This window comes from Formosa sediminum, from assembly GCF_007197735.1.
GTDB classification, from domain to species: Bacteria; Bacteroidota; Bacteroidia; order Flavobacteriales; family Flavobacteriaceae; genus Formosa; species Formosa sediminum.
In genome coordinates this window covers 2,087,058-2,109,686 of record NZ_CP041637.1, presented here as the reverse complement: position 1 = coordinate 2,109,686, position 22,629 = coordinate 2,087,058, and the positions used below count along the sequence as shown (strand labels likewise).

Genomic DNA, 22,629 nt, shown 5'->3' with positions numbered 1-22,629 from the left:
TTATTTATTACAATATACGAATTTAACAGTGACTATTGAAGCTATCAAATACAAAATATTATTATGAAAACCTATAAAATTAACTCATATACTAAAACAAAAAGCCCGAGTCTAGGACTCGGGCTTTTAATTTATGATTTGCTAACTATAAATTATATGGATAATAATTTACTAGAAGGCTTAAATTTAGTTAAGTTAATACCTTCTACAGCTGCTTGATATTCTTCTAATGTAGGAGTTCTTCCTAAAACAGTAGACAGTACTACTACAGGTGTAGATGTTAATAAAGATTCTCCTTTTTTCTCTCCAGAATCTTTTACAACACGTCCTTGGAATAAACGTGTAGATGTTGCCATTACCGTATCTCCTGGTTCAGCTTTTTCTTGATTCCCCATACAAAGGTTACATCCAGGACGCTCTAAATACAACATATTTTCGTACTTAGTACGTGCTGCCGCTTTAGGATTATCGTCATTAAATTCGAAGCCAGAGTATTTTTGTAATACTTCCCAATCGCCTTCTTCTTTTAACTCGTCTACAATATTATATGTTGGAGGGGCCACAACTAAAGGCGCTTTAAACTCGACTTTACCTTGTTGTTTCTCAATATTTTTAAGCATTTGAGCTAATATTTTCATATCGCCTTTATGCACCATACATGAACCTATAAAACCTAAATCTACTTGTTTTGTACCTCCGTAGAAAGATAACGGTCTAATAACATCGTGTGTGTAACGTTTAGATACATCATCGTTATTTACATCTGGATCTGCAATCATTGGTTCAACAATCTGATCTAAGTCGATAACAACTTCTGCTTCATATTTTGCATTAGCATCTGGTCTTAATGCTGGTTTAATTCCAGTTTTAAGTTCTGTAATACGTGTTTCTGCTTTTTCCACAAGTCCTTTAAGTACTTGTTTGTCGTTGTCCATACCTTTATCAATCATGATTTGGATACGCCCTTTTGCAATCTCTAAAGATTCTATTAAAGTTTCATCTTCAGAAATACAAATTGAAGCTTTCGCTTTCATCTCTGCTGTCCAGTCTGTGAATGTAAAGGCTTGATCTGCAGTTAATGTACCAATATGCACCTCAATTATACGCCCTTGGAATACATTTTCTCCTCCAAATTGCTTCAACATTTGTTGTTGCGTTGCGTGTACCACATCACGGAAATCCATATATGATTTCATTTCACCTTTAAAGGTTACTTTTACAGATTGTGGAATTGGCATAGATGCTTCACCGGTTGCTAATGCTAGGGCTACGGTTCCAGAATCTGCTCCGAAAGCCACACCTTTAGACATACGTGTATGCGAATCACCTCCAATAATAATATCCCAATCTCCTACTGTAATATCGTTAAGTACTTTATGAATTACATCTGTCATTGGGAAATATTTCCCTTTTGGATCACGACCAGTAATTAAACCAAAGTCGTTCATAAACTTCATTAAACGTGGGATATTTGCTTTAGATTTATTATCCCAAACTGAAGCGGTATGACATCCTGATTGGTAAGCCCCATCTACAATTGGAGAAATAACTGTAGCAGCCATCATCTCTAATTCTTGAGAAGTCATTAACCCTGTTGTATCTTGAGACCCAACAATATTTACCGTAACACGAACATCTGAACCGGCATGTAATACTTTACCTGGTGTTGAACCTACAGCATTTTTATTGAAAATTTTCTCTACAGCTGTTAATCCTTGACCTTCAATAGAAATTTCTTTTGATGGTGCATATACTGGTATAACATCTATACCTAAAACTTTAGATGCGAATGTTTGTAATTTTTTACCAAATACAACAGCGTAAGATCCTCCCGCTTTCATAAACTCCATTTTTTGTGGTGTAAATGCTGCAGAGATATCTTTTAATTCTGTATCGCCTTTATATAATTTTTTCTTTTTAGTATCTATAGTCAATACTGTTCCTGTTGCAACAGAATAAACTTCTTTTAAAATAGGTTCACCTTCTTCATCAACAATGGTATTCCCGTTTTCATCTTTTTGTTGCACCCAGTTTTTAAGATCTAAACCAATACCACCGGTTACACCTACTGTAGTTAAGAAAATTGGAGAGATACCGTTTGTTCCAGCAATTACTGGGGCGATATTAATAAATGGGACATAAGGGCTAGATTTTACTCCTGTCCATAGTGCCACGTTATTTACACCAGACATTCTAGAAGATCCTACTCCCATGGTTCCTTTTTCAGCAATTAACATCACACGTTTATCTGGATGTTGTGCTTGTAAAGCTTTTAATTCGTCTTGCTGTTCTTTATTGTGTTCAAAAATACACTGTCCGTGTAATTCTCTATCTGAACGCGAGTGTGCGTCTCCACCAGGAGATAATAAATCTGTAGAAATATCACCAACTCCAGCGATAAAGGTAACTACGTCTATTTTTTCAGGAAGTTCAGGAAGTTTAGTAAAGAATTCTGCTTTAGCATAACTCTCTATTAATTCTATAGCAATTGGATTTCCTTCGTGAAATGCTTTTTCTAAACGCGCAGTATCTGCTTCGTAAAGGAACACTTGCGTTTTTAATACTTCAGCCGCGTCTTTTGCAATAGCTAGATCTTCACCTAAAGCTAAATCTAATAAGACTGCTATAGAAGGTCCTCCCTTCATATGTGATAATTGCTCTAGAGCAAAGGCTGGAGAAATTTCTTTAACTACAGAATCACCAAGGACAATTTCTTTTAAAAATTCAGCTTTAACACTTGCAGCTGCAGTGGTTCCAGGCAATACGTTATAGATGAAAAAATTAAGAGAATCTTCTCTATATTCATTATCTACATCTTTAATTTGCGCAATGATTTCGCTTAATAATTCAGCACCATCAATAGGTTTTGGATGAAGCCCTTGACCTTTACGGTCTTCGATTTCCTTGATGTAATCGTTATAAGTAGTCATAAATAATATTTTTTTTGTCAATATTAGATTCGTGTACGTTAATACACTGATAATTAGTTATAGTTTATTTTTCTGTTAGCCAAATTGCAATTAAGCTGTTTTAAAATCTATTTTTATACAGTTATACCTATTAAACGAAATCGATATAATTTTGTAAGCGAATACATCCCTTTTGTCGTATTAAAATGGAAAATTTTCAAATGCTGAATAACTTCTTTTAAAAACTTTGCAAACATAAAAAATTTAATGCAAAGTTTTTAAAAGAAAGCCTGTAATACAATCGCATACGATATTAATTTTTTATAGTATCATCACATTTTAACATAATCCGTTTTATATTCAAAAATCGTCATAAAACCATTTAATTTATTGATGAATTGAAATTAAATTGAATTTAAATTATGAATTTCGCTTTTTATAACCACTCTAAATAACAATTTAAGTGATGAAAGTTTTTAAAACTTGTAAAAACGGATAATTTAAGGGATTTGGAATTGTTTTAAAGCTGCTAAATTTTAGATCTCAAGCCCTAATTAAAACAGACTTTTAATTATAGCTTCTTCAGTAATTCCTTCGGCTTCGGCTTTGTAGTTTTTAATAATTCTATGCCTTAAAATACCAAAGGCTACAGCTTGTACATCTTCAATATCTGGGGAAAATTTACCATTAATTACAGCATGAGTTTTGGCTGCTAAAATTAAATTTTGTGATGCTCGAGGTCCCGCTCCCCAATCGAGATAATTTTTCACTAATTCTGAAGTTTGCGTTGTATTAGGTCTTGTTTTACCAACCATTCTCACAGCGTATTCAATGACATTATCCGCTACAGGAACACGACGAATTAACTTTTGAAATTGTACAATTTCGTCGGCACTAAACAATGGGTTTATCGTTACATTTTTATCTGTAGTAGTTGCTTTAACCACATCTACCTCTTCTTGAAATGTAGGATAATCTAAATGAATGGCAAACATAAAGCGATCTAATTGGGCTTCAGGCAAGGGATACGTTCCTTCTTGCTCAATCGGGTTTTGAGTCGCTAATACAAAATACGGCAAGTTTAATTTATAATGTTGGCCAGCTACAGTAACCGAGCGTTCTTGCATGGCTTCTAACAGTGCTGCTTGTGTTTTAGGCGGCGTTCTATTAATTTCATCGGCAAGAATAATATTAGAAAAAATAGGGCCTTTAATAAATTTAAAGTTTCTGCTTTCGTCTAAAACTTCGCTTCCTAAAATATCGCTAGGCATTAGGTCTGGCGTAAACTGTATACGCTTAAACTCTAACCCCAGAGCCTGAGAAATTGCATTAACCATTAAGGTTTTTGCTAAACCAGGGACTCCTATTAATAAGGCATGACCACCAGAGAACACAGAAATTAAAATCTGTTCAATCACTTGGTCTTGACCAATTATCATTTTAGATATTTCGGTTTTTAAGGCACCAAATTTTTTAACAAATTGTTCTACGGCAGCTACGTCTGACATGTTTATTTTTTTAACCAATTACTAGCAAATTCACAATCTCTATATTCCCCATTAATTTTAATAAAGGTATCTGAAATGGTTTCTTCCTGCCATTTTTCAATTGTTTTTAATCGTTTTTCACTTAATGCTAGTTCTTTAATTTTAAGGTAATCTTGAGCATAATTAGCAACGTGTTCATTCACACGGTCAGAAACTTTTAAAATTTTAAATTTAATTTTCCCCGTACGGTCTTGATCTTTTAATACATAACTAATTTCATCATCTTTTAAATTTTGAATTTGGCTATATAATTCTGGATCCATATTGGTTAATTCAAAATTATAATCTTGAGTGGTCGGATTAATTAATTGTCCGCCATCATATTTAGTTTCTCTTTCATCACTATATTTACTTGCTGCTTCGGCAAAAGTAATCTCTCCGCTTACAATTTCTTCTCTTACTTTATCAATTTTCTCTTTTGCCTTTTTTATTTCTTCATCAGAAACTTTAGGCATCAATAGTATATGACGAACATCGTATTCTTGACCTCTAATTTTTTCTAAGTAAATAATATGATAGCCATATTCTGTAGCAAAAGGCTCTGATATTTCACCTTCTTTTAAAGAAAAAGCCACTTGTCTGAATTCTTTTACCATTTTTGGACGTTTACGGTTTAACGTATATAAACCTCCATTAGATATGGAAGCTTTATCGTCTGTATACAGTACTACTTTAGAACGAAAACTCACACCATTTTCTAACACATCTGCTCTCATTTCATTTAAACGTTCTATTACTTTCTCTTTTTCTTCTTCGGTCACTTGAGGCTCTACTACAATTTGCGCCACACGTAACTCTGTACCGAATGTTGGACGCTGGTCTTTTGGAATGTCATTAAAAAACTGACGCACTTCTTCTGGAGTAACTTCTACTTCCTCAACAATTTTTTGTTGCATTTGCTGCGCTAATTTCTGACTCTTATTAATTTCAAAAATTTCTTCTCTTAAACTTTTTTCGTCTTCCTTATTATACAACTTTAACAAAGCGTCCATTGAGCCATTGGTTTGTTGTAAAAACCCTTGTACTTGCTGATCTACATAAGATTGAATTTCAATATCTGAAACAATAATACTATCTTGAATAGCTTGGTGTGCATATAATTTATCTTCAAGCAATTTTCCGAATAATTCGCAGTTTGAAAAATCTGAAGTATTAACACCTTGAGCTTCTAATTGCATTTTTGTTCTATTTACATCTGAATCTAAAAGAATGTAATCTCCCACTACAGCTGCAACTCCATCTATTTTTTGTGCACCTGCAGAGACTAATGAATCTTTAACCATTTTAGGATCTTCTGCTTTTGGTTCGGGATCTTCGTCTGGAATAATTTCTTGAGCAAACATACTATTTGCACATAAAATAAAGCTAAAAATAAAAGCTTGTTTAAGGTTAATTATAGATTTCAAATTGTTTGTTCTTAATTGCATCTTTTGTAATATCTTTTTCTAAATCTCTAATGAGTTCTAATTTTCTTTTGTTGATCACGATTTGATCAATGGTAGGTTTCACATACTCTAAAGGTGCTTTACTACCCCGCAATAAAACATCGTTTACGCGCATCAAATATACTCCTAAAGAATCTTTGAGTTGTATAAAATTAGATTTTTTTAACAGTTGGTCTTTATTTTCAACAGAAACTACTGGTAACTTATTTAACACTTGCCTTGCGCGTATCCACACGGTGTCGTTTAGAGCATAAGATTTAAACTGAATAGAAATGGAATCTAATTCCCGTCTATCTGCTGCATTAAAACGCTCGAATTTTGTTTTTAACTCCTTAAAATCCAACCTATTTTCGTCTAAGTTTATATATCTAAATTTTATTAAATCTTCATTTAATTTAAACGCTTCTCCATTTGCTTTATAATATTCTTCGGCTTCAGAAAGTGATACTGTTGTATCTATACTTTGCTTTACTAAAGCTTCTAAATATGCTTTAGAATATAAATCTTTTTTATATTGATTAACGAGTTGCTGAAAGTCTTTTAGCTTAGATTCTTGCAAATTACGCTTTGCTCCTTCTACCAATAACTCTTGAGTGGCCCAGCGATTGATAAAGTTTTGCACAATTAACGTGCTGTCTTCTTTTGACATGTTTTCAGGCACCAAATTATTAATATCGTCTTGATATAAATAGGTGTCGTTAACACGAGCCACAGCAACGCGCTCGTCTTGAGTTTTAAACCATTGACATGCACTTACACTGAGTAACAGTAGTCCTATTAAAATTCTAATTTTCAATTATTGATTATTAATTTGATTTCTTACTTTTGTTAATACCGTCTCGTTGACTGACACCGTATATTTAGCATGTAAACCTTGCATCCATCGCTCTTCTTTATCAGCTTGAAAATCGCTAATTACATTGCCTTTGGCTTCTTCGTAAGATTTGAGGGTTTTAGGGAGCACTTGATTAACCTTAGCTACTATGTAACCATCATTAAATTTATAAATTTCAGACATTCCTGTCTTAAATTCAAAATTATTAGGAAGGCCTTGGTGATGTTGTTCAAAAATTCCAGTGGTAAAGATAACATGAATTTTGTCGTTTACATTAAGCTTTGTTTTAATATCTTCTATAGGCACACCTTTTTTTAACAGTTTTGCTGCCTTTTTTATATATTTTCGTTCTGCAGAAGCTGCAATAACTGCATCTATTCTAGTATTCCAAAAGTACTTATCTTTATTTGCTTTGTAATAATCTTGAATGGCCAAGGTGTCTTTAGTTCCTGCATTCCAAATTTCATTTTCCATCAATTCAAATAGTAGTAAGCCATCTCTATATTCGCTAACAATATTTGCAAACTCTTTGTTTTCGTTTTCTAGGTTAGCATCTTGATATGCTTTTAAACGTTCGTCTAAAAACAAATTATAATTGTGGTCTATAATTTTATTAAAACTAAGCTGATCGGAATACAAACCCTGACGTTTTAATAGGTAATCTCCAAAATCCTGATAGGTGTATGTTTGCTCTCCAATTGTTAAAAACAATTTATCTGCTGTAAATTTTTTAGGAAGCTCCCATGTATTATTGAAATAGTTGTTGTTTAAAATTTTAACAAAATAAGGTAACGCAGGTTGCGTATCGGGAATATTATATCTTGTTTTTAAATCTTGAATACGTGTGTCATTAATAATTTTAGAACGGCTATCTTGTTTTACTTTTTCTTCTAATTCTGCTTTAATATCTTCTAGCGGTGGAACTGGTTTTTTATCTAAAAGTTTAATAATATGCCAACCAAAGTCAGTTTTAAAAGGCTCTGATACTTCACCTACAAGTGCGAGATTAAAGGCAGCATCTTCAAACTCAGGTGAAGCCAATTGTCCTTTAGAAAAAGGTGCTAACTCCCCGCCTTTTTCTGCCGAACTTTTATCGTCTGAGAATTGTTTTGCTAAACTTTCAAAACGTTCCCCTTGATTTAATTTTTTATAAATCTCATTAATTCGTATTTCTGGATCTGATATGGTATCTCCAGTTTTGTTTTTTGCTACCATGATGTGAGACACGTGTACAGCCCCTAGTGAAGGGCGCTTGTCTAAAACTTGTATAACATGATAACCAAAACGTGTTCTAAAGGGTTGTGAAACATCTCCTACTTGCGTATTATAAGCAGCATTCTCAAAACTATACACCATTTTAAAAGCTGAAAAATAACCCAAATCTTCTACAAAGATTGTTTTACCATCATGTACGTCTTTTTTTACATTATCGAAACCTTCATCAATCAAACGGCTTCTTAATTTAATAATTTTCATGTAGGCGGCCAAGGTATCTTTATCTGGAGTAGTATCATCTATGCGCACTAAAATATGTCTAGCTTTAACCAATTGTTTTGTACGTTGGTACGCTTCTTCAATTAACTCTTCTGTAACTGTGTTGTCTGTTAAATAATTTTGAGCTAATTGATTTCGGTAGGATTTTAATTCTCTTTTATACGACCCCTTTTCGTCTAATTTTAAAGTTTTAGCCTCTGCTAATTTTAATTTATAATTAATGAAAAGTTGTAAATAGGCATCTACATCTTTTTGCGATTCGTCTTTAACAAGATCTAAATTTTTATTATAAACTCTTATAAATTCTGAAGCGTAAACTGGAGTATCATCTACAGTAAAAAGAATATCTTCTGAAGTTATTTGTGCTGTACTTAAAGTAGAAACAGTTAATAACAGCAACAATAAAATGGATCTAAAATTCATTAATTTATAATTTAACAAAAACAAAAATAGTAATATAATACTATAATACAAGCCGCTTTAACAAACGCAAAGTGGAGACTTTTAGTATTTATAATGTATATTCGAGTATAATTCTATTGTAAAATTATTCACCTTCACAAAAAAGTCTTTAGAACCCTATAAATCTTGAAGTTAGCGCTACTCGAAAATTGAGAGATAAATTAACTTAAATCCCATACAAACCTGATTGAGGAATTTCTATTTTTGTTAAAACTTTAACACATGAGAGATCTAAAACTAATTTGGGATTTTAGAGGACCAAATGCTTTACAAACGGCTAGACATCACGAAGTGCATTTAAAAGAATATATTAATAGGGAACAACTAGATATTCCTATAACAGGGGTGTCTGCTCTTTCCGAGCTGCATGCTATTGCCTATTTAGTTGTTAAAGAATCGGAAATGAAACCTTTACGCGATGCATTAAAACCACATCGCGGACAAGTTTACGAGTAATTTTACAAAAATTTATCATTAAAATTATGATATTTTCACCCCTAAACTTTAAGGTTTTAAACTACATTTGCAAATCGCAATTTTTAAGTGCTAATATACCATGTTAAACGATAGACGAACAACTAATTTTCTCCTACTTATTATAGTTATTCCTTTAATATTTTATTTGCTAAAAATATTATCATTTATTTTTGTACCTCTTATTTTTTCAATGTTTATTGCCTTGCTATTTTTACCTATAATGCGTTGGCTAACTAAGCGTAATTTACCTAAGGCGGTTAGTATTATTGTAATTGTACTAATTATTCTTGTATTTTTTAAACTCTTAGGGCATTTAGTTCATTTATCTAGTAAAGAAATCTTATCGACTAGCGATGCTTTTATTTTTAAAGCTGAAGAAAAAATCAAGCTCTTGATTTCTAGTTTAGAAACCTTTTTTGGTACAGATTTATTAAAGGACAATATTAGTATTTCTGAACAATTGCTAGATAAAGACACCTTAGTAAATAATTTTGGACCAACAGTAAATTTTTTACAATCGACAATAACCATGATGTTAATGACTGCTTTTTTTGTAGTGTTGTGGTTAGCCGAATCTATAAACGTTCACAATTTATTAAATCGTACCATCTTAAAACAGAAACACACCTCTATTAAAACTTTTATGAAAATTGAAAAAGATTTGATAAAGTTTATTAAAGTAAAAGTTTTTGTAAGCTTAATGACAGGTATTTTTACTGGATTAGCCTGTTATGCTTTTGATGTAAGTTTTCCTATTTTCTGGGGTTTATTTGCATTTATAATTAACTTTATACAAATGGTTGGTTCTTTTGCCACGGTTATATTACTATCTATATTTGCGTTTGTTGAAATAGAAATTACTAGTACTTTAGTCTTTTTTATAATGAGTATTACCGGGGTTCAGGTATTATTTGGTACCATTTTAGAACCCATATTTATGGGTAAATCGTTTTCTATTAATATCATTACCGTTTTAGTTATGTTAATGTTATGGGGCTTTATTTGGGGAATTCCAGGTTTAATTATGGCTATTCCTATTACTGTATTTGTTAAGATTATTCTTGAACAATTTCCAAGCACCAAGCTTATAGCAGGAATTTTATCTAAAGGATAATTACTATTGTTTTGGTGGCATAGTACCAAATACACGATCCCAAAATCTATTAGATACGCCAAACGCTTTATCTGGATATTTGTAATGGTGTAAACTATGATGTAACCATAACTTTTTAAATCGTTTAGGCGGTCTCATAACATGTGTTGCACGATGCACAAAAGAATACATTAAATATCCACTAAAAAAACCAGGAAAAAACCCGTATACCCATTGCGTTATATTAAATAGCCAAAACACTACATAAAAGATACCAAATAGCAAAATTGCCAAAATTAGCCCAGGTACAGGAGGCATTAATAAGCGTTCTTTATCTCGAGGATATTCATGATGCGAGCCATGCATAATAAAATGAAACCGTTTAGACCATGCGGCTTCTGTAACCCAATGGAATACATACCGGTGTAAAATATATTCAGCAAATGTCCAAAACACCATGCCAAAAGCAAATAAAGCAATGGTATATAATAGGTTTAGTTTTTGTACTCCAATAGCATAATAGAGTAATAAAGTAATCGTGAGTCCGTATACTATAGCATTAGATAGTGGATTGGTTTTAGTGAGGCGTTCTAAAAATGGATTCTTAAAAATTTGCGCCTGACCATGTGCATATTTTGTTGAAACTTTTGATTCCATAATTTTAACTTAAAGCATTAAATTACAAAATATGTGGAATTTTAAAAAATTGATTAATGCAATCGCAACTAATATTAACGCAAAAAAAACTCCAATTACAATGTTTTGACGTTGTAATTGGAGTTTTATAGTAGTTATAAGTCTATAAAAAATTATCTTGAATAATTAGGAGACTCTTTTGTTATGGTTACATCGTGAGGGTGACTTTCATTAATACCACTCGCTGTGATTTTTACAAAGCGTCCTGTTTCTTTTAATGTTTCAATATCTTTAGATCCGCAATATCCCATACCAGCACGTAACCCACCAACAAACTGATGTATACTTTCAAACAATTCGCCTTTGTAATCTACACGGCCTACAATACCTTCTGGAACTAATTTTTTTATATCGTCTTCTACATCTTGAAAATATCTGTCTTTACTACCTTCTTTCATAGCTTCTACAGATCCCATACCTCGGTAAGACTTAAATTTTCTTCCTTCAAAAATAATCGTTTCACCAGGCGATTCTTTAGTACCGGCTAATAAGGAGCCCAACATCACAGTATCTGCTCCAGCAGCAATTGCTTTAGGGATATCTCCTGTATAACGAATTCCACCATCTGCTATTACAGGCACTCCAGATCCTTTAATTGCAGCTGCAACTTCTAGTACTGCAGAAAACTGAGGAAACCCAACACCAGCAACCACACGTGTTGTGCATATAGATCCAGGACCAATTCCAACTTTAACTGCATCTGCACCTGCTTCAACTAAATATTTAGCCGCTGCACCTGTTGCTATATTTCCAACTACAACATCTAAATTTGGAAATTTCTTTTTAACTTCTTTAAGTACATTAACAACACCTTTGGTATGTCCGTGAGCAGTATCGATAATAATTGCATCTATGCCTGCATTATACAACGCTTCAGCACGATCTACAGCATCTCCAGTTACTCCAATTGCTGCTGCAACTCGTAAACGACCATACACATCTTTATTTGCATGAGGTTTTTGTGTAAGTTTTGTAATATCTCTAAATGTAATTAATCCAATAAGGTTATACTCAGCATCTACAACAGGAAGTTTTTCAATTTTCTTTTCTTGTAAAATAACCTCAGCATCTTTTAGAGATGTTCCTTCGGCAGCAGTCACAAGGTTTTCAGACGTCATAATTTCCACTATAGGTCGATCATTTTTATGTTCGAAACGCAAATCTCTATTGGTAACAATCCCTTTTAATTTACCTGCTTCATCTACAATAGGAATACCTCCAATACTATGTTCTTTCATGCAGTTCTTAGCATCGATAACTTTTGCAGTTAAAGGTAATGTTACCGGATCGATAATCATACCACTTTCTGCTCGCTTTACCTTACGTACTTCTTGAGCTTGCTTGGTAATGGTCATGTTTTTATGCAAAACTCCAATACCACCCTCTCTAGCCATTGCTATAGCCATAGCACTTTCTGTAACAGTATCCATAGCTGCAGAAATTATAGGTACGTTAATTGTAATATTACGCGTAAATTTTGTTTGGATATTTACCTCTCTAGGTAAAATTTCTGAATATGCTGGAACTAATAAAACGTCGTCGTAGGTTAGTCCTTCTCCTAGAATTTTGTTTTCGTGTGCTGTCATGTTGCAATTAAGATATAATTGCGTGCAAATATACAGCTTTTAATAGTAAAAATGGTATGGAATGCTGCTAATTTAATTCAAAATAAAATCCAAAATTAAAATCCTTTTATTTTATCTTGAAATGGTAAGATCCATGTTTTATGCTTTAATGATTCTTTTTCTTTAAACAAATCTACTTTAGGATTTACATAGGGAGCACTCGGCCTACCGTTTAACGACACATAACTTTCTGCATAAACTTCTATATTGTTATGGCCTTTAGTAATAAAACACCTACCAAGTTCATGTGCATATTCTAAAATAAAATCGGGTTGATAGCTCATATGTTTTTCTTGTCTTGCTGTTAAGAAGTCTGTATTATTTACTTTATAGGACTCCCCTGTATCAGAATCGACCACATGAAATGTAATTGTTCCCGAACGTTCTATTAGTGCTGTTCTCCAAGAAAAAAGATAACCTTCACCAGTCCAAAACAACTCACCGTCGTACAACATATAACGCAAAGGAAACAGCAATTGGAATACAAAAAACACTCCCAATACTAATATGGGTAAAGGGGTTTTATATTGGAAATCCTTAGTCCTTTTTAATGCTGAATTCATCTTAAATACATTTTGTATGGGCGATAATATGGCACGTAAAATTAAAAGGGCTTTTTGATGCCATTCTGCACAGAAAAAGATTGGGGAACAACAAATTAAAATTAAAGGAAATATACCCCATGGAAATAACATTTGCGATAGTAGCTGACTAGATATTAAAAGTACAAATCCAAGAATACGGGTACGGCTGTATATTAATAGAACAGGTAGTGTTAAATCTATAAGCATAAGACACCAAGACACAACATAAGGTAACCAAGTAGACTGTAGCATAGCATCACCTATTAGCGGAATGTTTTTGTTTGTAGCTAACCAAAGCTCTACCGGCATGGCACGCCCTAACCAATCCGAATTTAATTTTGCTAAACCAGAATAAAAAAATACAATAACAAACATTAATTGCACACTGTCTATACACCATTTTGGAATGGTACGATACGACCGCCTGGACCGTAATGAATCTATAGAAAAAGCCGCATTTGCAGGTAAAAAAATCATTAAAAAACTGACTAACATTATAAAATACGAAGACGATTGGTAGACAGTCTTGTCCATAAACTGAATGTAAGTATAGCTTAAGAAAAACGTAACTATGGCAATTCTATATTTAAATCCGAAGGCCACGAATACAGATGCTAAAGCACAGATAGCAAACAAAGCATATGTATACATACCAAAAGGTTTAACCCATTCGAAAGCATAAAATGTAAAATGAAATTTAGGTTCTAAATACAAAGATTCTACCCAACCTTTTTTCCAAAAACTTATTAAACTTGCACACATTAACAATCCAAAACACACCCTAAACACCACTAACGGAGCAGGGTTAGTGGTTTTACGCATGTAAGTATTTAAATTCAGCATAAAGTTGAGAATAGTAACTTAATATTATTTTTACAGAGATAGAATATTAATAAAATTAATTAACTTAAACTCTCCTCTAAAAACACATTTACAAATTTCTTAATATTTTTTAGTATAACTAAGTAAAACGGGGATTAATTCTATTATTTACTTAACATTAAAGTGTAAAAAAAATTATCGTTATACAAACTGTTTTCTTCCCGCGACCCTAGTAGAAAAACGTTAAAGCTAAACACTGTTATTTAAATTAAACTTAAAAAAATACTATTCTTTTTAATAGGCTTTTTACTAACACTTTAAATTGATGTTACATTCAATTACTATTATCTCCTTGCACCACCGCCAAGGTTACTGCCACGTCTATTTCCTTTATCACCTCCAATATTCATTCTTTGACCAGCAAAATTCCCAAATTTATAAGTAAAATTTAGCATGTAATATTGCTCTAAAATATTTGTTTCACTATCTTGAATACTAGTTTCTGTTACCGTACGTCTATATCCATTATTTTTACCTAACATATCGTAACCTACTAATGTTACTGTTGCTTTATTTTCCCATAATTCAATACCTAAACCAGCATTCCAGAACACAGCATCTCCATCAAATTCATCACCAACACGACTGTTATATCGATAAGACACTTTATTTGTTAAGAATATATTTTTTAAGAAAAATATAGAGGCTTCAAGATCTACATTTTGAACAAAATATCTGTTATCGTTAAATGCATCGGTATCATAAACTACACTTGTAAAAGAATAACTGTATGAAGCACTTAAATCTAATTTATCATTATATAAATATTTAAACGACAGTGAAGGTCTAATATTGGTTGTTTCACCTGTAAATTCAATTCCATTTTGTATTGATAAAGCTTTATTGAATGATCCATTTACACGTCCATTAATATTAATATTTGTCTTTTGGTTGTAAAAAGACTTTGTTACAGCTGCATTTCCTGAATACGAATAATTACCATTAATATTGTCGTATGTAGTATATCTAATTAGATCTTCATCAGTAATTGTTGAACTAATAATTTTATCTTCAATAAATTCTGCTCTAAGACTTCCTGTAACATTAATATTATTAAAGGCTATATTATTTTGGTATTGAAAATTTATATTATGGCTTACTTCTGGCTCTAAAAATGGGTTTCCAATAACTACATGGGTTATATTGCTCTCATCTATAACAGGTTGTAATTGATTTACCGAAGGCAAGTTTACATTCTGATTATAATTTAAATTTATGTTTTTATAACCATTCTTATCACGATAGCGTATTCTCCCTGAATAGGTTACATACTCAAAATTTGTTTTAAAATCTCTAGCCTCAACTAATTTATCTGTATAATTTCTAAATGTATTGGTATAACCTGCTTTTAATTCGAAACGAAAATCTTTATACTCATAGCGTAATCTTAGAGCAGGTATTAAAGTTGTTGTGGTATATTTGCTATCTGAACTTTGAATCTCATTAAAATCATCATAATTATTAGTATTCTCATTAAAATCAAAGATGTAGTTCTCATTTTTTTGTGAAGTGATGCGGGCATTATATTCTGGAATAATTCTAAAATTTGTAAATAATTCTTTATTCCATAATGCACCAAATGAAATATTACTACTATTATTATCTCTATTATTTATTTGATCTTGAATATCTGTACTATTAAGTCTTACAATATAATTTTCAGAATAACTTTCGGTTTCAATATTTTCTTTACTAAAATCTGTATTTACAGACATTGTTAAATAATCTCTATTACCCGTTACTGTAGTAACACTAAACTCATTATTAACACTATAGCCATCTGAAAGTGTATGATTTTTTGAATTATAATCACTTACTAGATCGCCATTTGTATATTCTGAATTGATATCTGAAACAGATCCTGATTCCGAACTGCTTACATTAACATCAATCTCATTTGAAATTTGAACTTTATTATTCGACCCTTTATTTTTAGAAGGAATAATAAATTTTAAATCTCCACCTGCTCTATGATTATCAGAATCGCTATACCCCTTACTTTCAGAATCCGTAGTATAGTTAAAATCTGGTAAAAAGTTTTCGGTATGACTTATTTGTTCGTTATCTGTACTTTGAGCACTGTATCTATAATTTCCATTAACACGAGTTTCATTCCATTTACCCTTAGTAAAATTGGCTCCAATAAAATCTGATTCTATATAACCATTACTTGTATCTGTATCGGGTAAGGAATTAAATCCTCTTGTCATGTTTATATTGTTAGTTCCTCCAATTAATCCTAATTGTTTCCCTTCTATTAATTTAAAAATATTAGCATTTACTTGGTACTTTTCATCGGTTCCATATCCAGCTTTAACATCTCCAAATGTAGCTCTGTTTTTTCCTTTTTTAATTGTAAGATTAATTTCCTTAGTTCCAGAATCCGACTCTTCGCCAGTAAACTTTTGAGTATTGGTTTTATAATCGGTAACTTGAACTTTACTAATTACATTACTCGGTAAATTCTTTAAAGCTATATCTCCACTTTTTTCTCCAAAAAAAGCCATCCCATCTACATTAACAGCCTCAACTTCAATGCCATTCATGGTAATATTTCCATCGATATCAATTTCAATTCCGGGTAATTTTTTTAAGAGATCTTCAGCTTTATCATTGGGCAAGGTTTTAAAACTATCTGCATTATATTCAATAGTATCTTTTTTAATTAGTATAGGTGGAGCTTTCGCAATTATAGATACTACATTTAATTCTTCGACCTGTTCCTCTATAGTTATAGCTCCAATATTTAAAGCTTTTCCTTCAGGAACATTAATATCTTTTATAAAAGGTTTATACCCTAAATATGCAACATTAAATATAACTTTAGAATCGTCTTCTGCATTAACCGGAATAGAAAACTCTCCGTTTTTATTAGTTATTCCATAAGACATAGGGATACTGTCTTTTATACTTTGAAGATATACAGTAGCACCTTCTAAAACAATTGAATTTTTATCTTGAACAATGCCTTCTAAAGTAAATTTCTGTGCAAATAATGTTCCCGTAAAGGACAATAGTAGTAATAAGAGTATCTTTTTCAATGCGGCCTTTGTATAAGTGTGTTTATCTTTTAGACCTAAATCACTTAAAAAAGTTTAATTTGAATTTACAAAAAACTTGTAAAATGTTAATGGTAGACTTTAAAAATCTTAGAAGCCTCATTATAAGCACTTTCAAAACTTAATGCATTTAATTCGTTTACTTTATTTGTTGTAAAATAAGATAGTAATTTTTCTGTTGGCATATTTCCTACAAGCTCATCTTTAGCCATAGGGCAACCTCCAAAACCTTGTATAGCACCATCAAACCTACTACAACCTGCCTTATAAGCAGCATCAACCTTTTCAAACCAAGAATTTGGTGTAGTATGCAAATGTGCTCCAAATTCGATATTTGGATACTTCGGAATTAAATTAGAGAACAAATAGTTAATTGTCTCCGGCTCCGATGCCCCAACTGTATCACTTAATGACAATATTTTAACCCCCATACTACTTAATTGCTCAGTCCATTGTGCAACTATATCTACACTCCATGGGTCTCCATACGGATTTCCAAATCCCATAGAAATGTATACTACAACTTCTTTATTATGTTTATCTGCGATATTAAGAATTTCCTGAAGTGTTACCACAGATTCTGCTATGGTTTTATGCGTATTTCGCATTTGGAAATTCTCTGAAATTGAAAATGGAAATCCTAAATAATCTATTTCGTTATGCTTTAAAGCCTCTTCTGCACCACGCGTATTGGCTATAATGGCTAGTAATTTACTGGTCGTTTTAGATAAATCTAAACGCGCTATAACCTCGGCTGTATCTGCCATTTGCGGAATGGCTTTGGGCGAGACAAAACTTCCAAAATCTATAGTATCGTACCCTACCCGTAATAAAGATTGTATGTATTGCACTTTACGCTCTGTAGGAATAAAGTTTTTTATTCCTTGCATAGCATCGCGTGGACATTCTATTACCTTTACCTGTTTAGACATAGATTATGAGCATTTAGACTTTAAAAATACCATTATTTTTCTGAAAATAAGATGAAAATCGCAATCCCAATAAACACAATTATTTGCATCCATTTTAGAAAAGGACCAACTCTTTTATGTTGTGTGAGATATGATGACACTGTTCCGGATAAAACAGCCAAGATAGAAAACACTAGAAACGATACCGCCATAAAGATAAACCCAAGAATATAAAATTGATTCACGGTAGAAAGAGTATTACTGAATAAGAATCCAGGAAAAAAAGCTAGAAAAAATATAGAGACTTTTGGATTTAAAACATTCATAATAAATCCTTGTTTAAACAATTGCAACCACGATTTCTGCGGTATACTTTCTTCACTTAAAATAGTATTGGCATCACTTTTAAAAACCTTATACGCCAGAAACAATAAGTAAAAAGCACCCAAAAGTTTAATAATAAGAAAAAGTTCATTAGATGCTTTTATAATTGCCGACACCCCAAATGCCACTAAAGTGGTATGTACCAAACATCCTGAAACTAAGCCCAAGGCTGTTGCTATTCCAAACGATTTTCCATTTGTAATACTTTGCATTAATACATAAATAATATCTGGACCAGGAGCTACAGCTAAAGTTACCGTTGCTATTATAAAAGAAATTAAAACATCGACATCCAAAACTTAACTGCGTTTTAAAATCGCTTTGTTAATCTTTTTTATAAGCGATGGTCCCTCATAAATAAATCCTGTATAAATCTGTACCAAGGTAGCTCCTGCATCTAATTTTTCTAAAGCATCTTTTGCAGAATGGATTCCTCCCACTCCTATAATTGGAAAAGCTTTATTACTTTTCTCGCTTAAATATTTAATAACCTTTGTGCTTTTATCTTTTACCGGCTGCCCACTTAAGCCGCCATTTCCAATGGCCTCAAGTTGCGAAGTACTGGCTTTTAATCCGCTTCTATCTACCGACGTATTAGAAGCTATAACTCCATCTAATTGGGTTTCGTTAACCAATTCTATAATTTCATCGAGCTGCACATGATTTAAGTCTGGCGCAATTTTTAGTAAGATAGGCTTTTCTTTAGCATAAGATTTATTTGCAGTTTTAACTGTACTTATTAACTCTAGAAGATAATCTTTATCATTTAATTTGGCATGACTCCCAACATTAGGACAGCTTACATTTAGCACAAAATAATCTACATATGGATGTAGCGCGTTAAAACACGTTAGGTAATCTGCTGTATAATTTTCGGGAGTGGTTTGGGTGTTTTTCCCAATATTTCCACCAATAAGAATTTTCCCTTTATTTTTTTTAAGTTGTGTAATTGCAGTTTCAACACCCTCATTATTGAACCCCATACGGTTAATTAACCCTTGATCTTCTATAAGTCTGAAAATTCGTTTTTTCGGGTTTCCTTCTTGAGCAATAGGAGTTACAGTTCCTATTTCTATAAAACCAAAACCAAAGTTTGCCAATTCGTTATACAACACCGCATTTTTATCGAAACCTGCAGCTAAACCAACAGGATTTTTAAATTTTAATCCGAATACTTCGCGCTCTAATTTCTGGTCTTCAACTACAAATAACGCTCTAAATACACTTGGAATGAAAGGGATTTTAAAAAGAAATCGCACCATAGAAAAAGTGAAGTGGTGTACCTGTTCTGGATCTGAACTAAAAAATAAAGGACGAATTAAAAGTTTATACATTTTGGACTTATTTATGCAAAAATACTTTTAAATAAAAAATCCTACAATTCAAAAAGCATAAATAATTAATAATAGTATTTTTGTTTAAAATCTTAGCCCTTATGATAAATAAACAACACCTGATAGACCGATTTGTAAGTTATGTTACAGTAGATACAGAATCGGATCCAGAAAGCAATACCACACCCAGTACAGCAAAACAATGGGACTTAGCAAATGCACTAGCCGAAGAACTAAAAGCCATTGGATTAGAAGATGTTAGTATAGACGAAAACGCATATATTATGGCTACTTTACCTAGTAATGTAGATCACGATGTACCAACCATAGGTTTTATTTCTCATTTTGATACCTCTCCAGATTTTACTGGTGCCAATGTAAAACCACAATTTGTTGAAAATTACGACGGAAAAGATATTGTTCTTAACCAAGAACAAAACATTATTTTATCTCCAGATTATTTTGAAGACCTGTTATTATATAAAGGTCAGACGTTAATTACAACAGATGGAACAACGCTTTTAGGAGCAGACGACAAAGCTGGAATTACAGAAATCGTTACCGCGATGGAGTATTTAGTACAGCACCCTGAAATTAAACACGGAAAAATTCGTGTTGGGTTTACTCCTGATGAAGAAATTGGTCGTGGTGCTCATAAATTTGATGTTGAAAAATTCGGAGCCGAGTGGGCATACACTATGGATGGTAGTGAAATTGGAGAATTAGAATACGAGAATTTTAATGCTGCAGGAGCTGTAGTTACTGTAGAAGGGAAAATTGTACATCCAGGTTACGCCAAGGGTAAAATGGTAAATTCTATGTATATCGCTACGGAGTTTATTAACTCGTTACCTCGCTTAGAAACTCCTGAACATACTGAAGGCTATCAAGGTTTTTTCCATTTAACAGATATTAATGGAGAAGTAGATCAAACTGTTTTAAAATATATTATCCGCGATCACGATAAGGAACATTTTGAGGCACGTAAAGACATGATGTTAAAACTTACTCAGGATTTAAATATACAATATGGCCGTAAAGTTATTTCAATTGAAATAAAAGACCAATATTATAATATGAAAGAAAAGGTTGAGCCTGTAATGCATATTGTAGATCTTGCTGAAGAAGCCATGAAACAAGTTGGCATTACTCCAAACATTAAAGCCATTCGAGGTGGCACAGACGGCTCTCAGTTAAGTTATATGGGATTACCTTGCCCAAATATATTTGCTGGTGGCCACAATTTTCACGGCCGTTATGAGTACGTCCCTGTAGAAAGCATGATTAAAGCTACCGAAGTTATTTGTAAAATTGCAGAACTTACAGCTAAGCTATAACTTTGCGTTAGCGATTGTAGTGGCATCCTTTTTTAGCTTTAATAAAGGGCTAAAAAAGATACAACGAAAAGCGCGACCTTTAGGGTAACGCCCAAAACAAATGTCTGATAAAAAATAATAGTTATCAGACATTTGTTAATTTAAAACACAATAGAATAAAAGCCTCGAGAACATCTGATTTTAAGACCTAAAAAAAGTGTTATCTTTAGGTATGAAAACATTAGATACAGTTACAGCCTATATTGAGCGACACGAGACATATACAGAAGCTTTAACCTGTTTGCGAAATATTATACTAAGCACAACCTTAGAAGAAGCTTATAAATGGAATGCGCCTGTATATACTTTTAACGGAAAGAACGTGTTGGGCTTAGGTGCTTTTAAACATCATTTTTGCATTTGGTTTTTTAATGGTGTCTTTTTAAAAGACGAGCTAAAGGTGCTAACACAAACATCAGACACAACTAAAGCATTACGACAAATGCGTTTTAAATCTGTTAATGACATTGACAAACAAGTTATTTTAACCTATGTTTTGGAAGCTATAGACCTCCAAAAGTCAGGAAAAGCACCACCACCTCAACCTAAAACACTTATAGTTATTCCCGAACTTTTAAAACAAGCCTTAGCTTTAGATACAGAGTTAAACGCCCAATTTAAATTGTTAACACCTTATAAGCAAAGAGAATATTTTGAATATATTATTTCGGCAAAACGCGAAGCGACGAAACAAAAAAGGCTAGAAAAGATTTCACCTATGATAAAACAAAGCATTGGTTTAAACGGCAAGTATAAAAATTGTTAACTTGCAGTGCTTGGCAAGAAATTTGCCGTTAAAATATACCATTACATTTAAATTAAAATGACAGACAATATATTTGTAACCCGATTTAGTAAAATGACTGATGCTGAACTTGAAAGCATTAGTTTTAATGAAGACGTTTATACAGATGAAGCCCGATTAACCGCTTTAGAAATTTTAATAGACAGAGGCATACATACAGAGGCTATTTTAAATACACACACAGCATTAACGGCAAAAATCTTAGTAACACCACCATCACAACCTAAAATAGATGCTAAACAGCAGCCATCAGACTTTGCTAATGCTTCAAACACTTCGGACTCTTTACAACCGTTACCTGAATTATATTCCAAGACTTTTATTTTGGCTATCTCCATTTTATTTTCCCCACTCTTTGGAAGTATTCTTTTAATTTCAAATTTTAAGAGACTTGGATTACAGACTGCCAAAAATCAAGTTGTGTATTTTATTTTAACCTATTTAGTCATTGTTGTATCTATATCGATGCTAGGTGTAAACTCTAATTTTGCACTACTAACCAATACTATTGGAGGGTTTATATTAACTGAATATTTCTGGAAAACCCATTTAAAACACATTACTACATACAAAAAACGTGATTGGGTAAAACCCGTACTAATTATGCTCGCTATAACTATACCTTTAACCTATATTGTACTTAAAAGCGGTGGTGCCATTTAATTTATTACTAAAATTAAAACATAAAAAAAGGCTTCCTGATATGGAAGC

Annotated in this window: 17 protein-coding genes; 5 read left to right on the top strand and 12 right to left on the bottom strand. The window is 32.4% G+C overall.

Annotated features, from left to right (window positions below; translation table 11 throughout):
- Nucleotides 1-152: 152 nt before the first annotated feature.
- From FNB79_RS09225 to FNB79_RS09205, 5 genes are all read right to left on the bottom strand, one after another.
- Nucleotides 153-2,930: a bifunctional aconitate hydratase 2/2-methylisocitrate dehydratase gene (locus FNB79_RS09225; RefSeq protein WP_143381040.1), complete on the bottom strand. Its 2,778-nt coding sequence runs from the start codon at nucleotides 2,928-2,930 to the stop codon at nucleotides 153-155.
- A gap of 533 nt (nucleotides 2,931-3,463) precedes the next feature.
- Entirely contained in the window at nucleotides 3,464-4,417 is a 954-nt protein-coding gene (locus FNB79_RS09220; protein WP_143381039.1) for an AAA family ATPase, read from the bottom strand.
- A gap of 2 nt (nucleotides 4,418-4,419) precedes the next feature.
- Nucleotides 4,420-5,883: a peptidylprolyl isomerase gene (locus FNB79_RS09215; protein ID WP_143381038.1), complete on the bottom strand. Its 1,464-nt coding sequence runs from the start codon at nucleotides 5,881-5,883 to the stop codon at nucleotides 4,420-4,422.
- Nucleotides 5,846-6,697 (bottom strand): peptidyl-prolyl cis-trans isomerase, encoded by an 852-nt coding sequence (locus FNB79_RS09210; protein WP_143381037.1) that lies wholly within the window; start codon nucleotides 6,695-6,697, stop codon nucleotides 5,846-5,848. The genes FNB79_RS09215 and FNB79_RS09210 overlap by 38 nt, the downstream gene beginning before the upstream one ends.
- Complete coding sequence (locus tag FNB79_RS09205) at nucleotides 6,698-8,653, bottom strand: peptidylprolyl isomerase (RefSeq protein WP_143381036.1); 1,956 nt, start codon at nucleotides 8,651-8,653, stop codon at nucleotides 6,698-6,700.
- A 261-nt stretch (nucleotides 8,654-8,914) separates the two neighbouring features.
- Between FNB79_RS09205 and FNB79_RS09200 the strand changes: the two genes are divergently transcribed.
- Both FNB79_RS09200 and FNB79_RS09195 read left to right on the top strand, forming a co-directional pair.
- Nucleotides 8,915-9,148 (top strand): hypothetical protein, encoded by a 234-nt coding sequence (locus FNB79_RS09200; RefSeq protein WP_143381035.1) that lies wholly within the window; start codon nucleotides 8,915-8,917, stop codon nucleotides 9,146-9,148.
- 100 nt (nucleotides 9,149-9,248) lie between these two features.
- Entirely contained in the window at nucleotides 9,249-10,283 is a 1,035-nt protein-coding gene (locus FNB79_RS09195; RefSeq protein WP_143381034.1) for an AI-2E family transporter, read from the top strand.
- 3 nt (nucleotides 10,284-10,286) lie between these two features.
- Here FNB79_RS09195 and FNB79_RS09190 read toward each other — a convergent pair whose 3' ends face one another.
- The 7 genes from FNB79_RS09190 to FNB79_RS09160 all read right to left on the bottom strand — a co-directional run bounded on the left by FNB79_RS09190 (nucleotide 10,287) and on the right by FNB79_RS09160 (nucleotide 19,737).
- Nucleotides 10,287-10,919 (bottom strand): sterol desaturase family protein, encoded by a 633-nt coding sequence (locus tag FNB79_RS09190; RefSeq protein WP_143381033.1) that lies wholly within the window; start codon nucleotides 10,917-10,919, stop codon nucleotides 10,287-10,289.
- Nucleotides 10,920-11,071: 152 nt separating this feature from the next.
- The gene (gene guaB / locus FNB79_RS09185) at nucleotides 11,072-12,544 is read right to left on the bottom strand and encodes an IMP dehydrogenase (protein ID WP_143381032.1); all 1,473 of its coding nucleotides are present in this window, start codon (nucleotides 12,542-12,544) and stop codon (nucleotides 11,072-11,074) included.
- A 95-nt stretch (nucleotides 12,545-12,639) separates the two neighbouring features.
- Complete coding sequence (locus FNB79_RS09180; protein ID WP_246073253.1) at nucleotides 12,640-13,989, bottom strand: HTTM domain-containing protein; 1,350 nt, start codon at nucleotides 13,987-13,989, stop codon at nucleotides 12,640-12,642.
- Nucleotides 13,990-14,333: 344 nt separating this feature from the next.
- Complete coding sequence (locus FNB79_RS09175) at nucleotides 14,334-17,090, bottom strand: TonB-dependent receptor (protein WP_143381030.1); 2,757 nt, start codon at nucleotides 17,088-17,090, stop codon at nucleotides 14,334-14,336.
- Nucleotides 17,091-17,176: 86 nt separating this feature from the next.
- On the bottom strand, nucleotides 17,177-18,040 hold the full coding sequence (locus FNB79_RS09170) for a hydroxymethylglutaryl-CoA lyase (RefSeq protein ID WP_143381029.1): 864 nt from the start codon (nucleotides 18,038-18,040) through the stop codon (nucleotides 17,177-17,179).
- 32 nt (nucleotides 18,041-18,072) lie between these two features.
- Nucleotides 18,073-18,699 (bottom strand): LysE family translocator, encoded by a 627-nt coding sequence (locus tag FNB79_RS09165; RefSeq protein ID WP_143381028.1) that lies wholly within the window; start codon nucleotides 18,697-18,699, stop codon nucleotides 18,073-18,075.
- A gap of 3 nt (nucleotides 18,700-18,702) precedes the next feature.
- The gene (locus tag FNB79_RS09160) at nucleotides 18,703-19,737 is read right to left on the bottom strand and encodes a quinone-dependent dihydroorotate dehydrogenase (RefSeq protein ID WP_143381027.1); all 1,035 of its coding nucleotides are present in this window, start codon (nucleotides 19,735-19,737) and stop codon (nucleotides 18,703-18,705) included.
- A 101-nt stretch (nucleotides 19,738-19,838) separates the two neighbouring features.
- On the opposite strand from FNB79_RS09160, the gene pepT reads away from it, so the two are divergent.
- From pepT to FNB79_RS09145, 3 genes are all read left to right on the top strand, one after another.
- Nucleotides 19,839-21,074, top strand: coding sequence for a peptidase T (gene pepT / locus FNB79_RS09155; RefSeq protein ID WP_143381026.1), 1,236 nt, complete (start codon nucleotides 19,839-19,841; stop codon nucleotides 21,072-21,074).
- 211 nt (nucleotides 21,075-21,285) lie between these two features.
- Nucleotides 21,286-21,879 (top strand): YdeI/OmpD-associated family protein, encoded by a 594-nt coding sequence (locus FNB79_RS09150; RefSeq protein ID WP_143381025.1) that lies wholly within the window; start codon nucleotides 21,286-21,288, stop codon nucleotides 21,877-21,879.
- A 57-nt stretch (nucleotides 21,880-21,936) separates the two neighbouring features.
- Entirely contained in the window at nucleotides 21,937-22,581 is a 645-nt protein-coding gene (locus tag FNB79_RS09145; protein WP_143381024.1) for a hypothetical protein, read from the top strand.
- Nucleotides 22,582-22,629 lie beyond the last annotated feature (48 nt).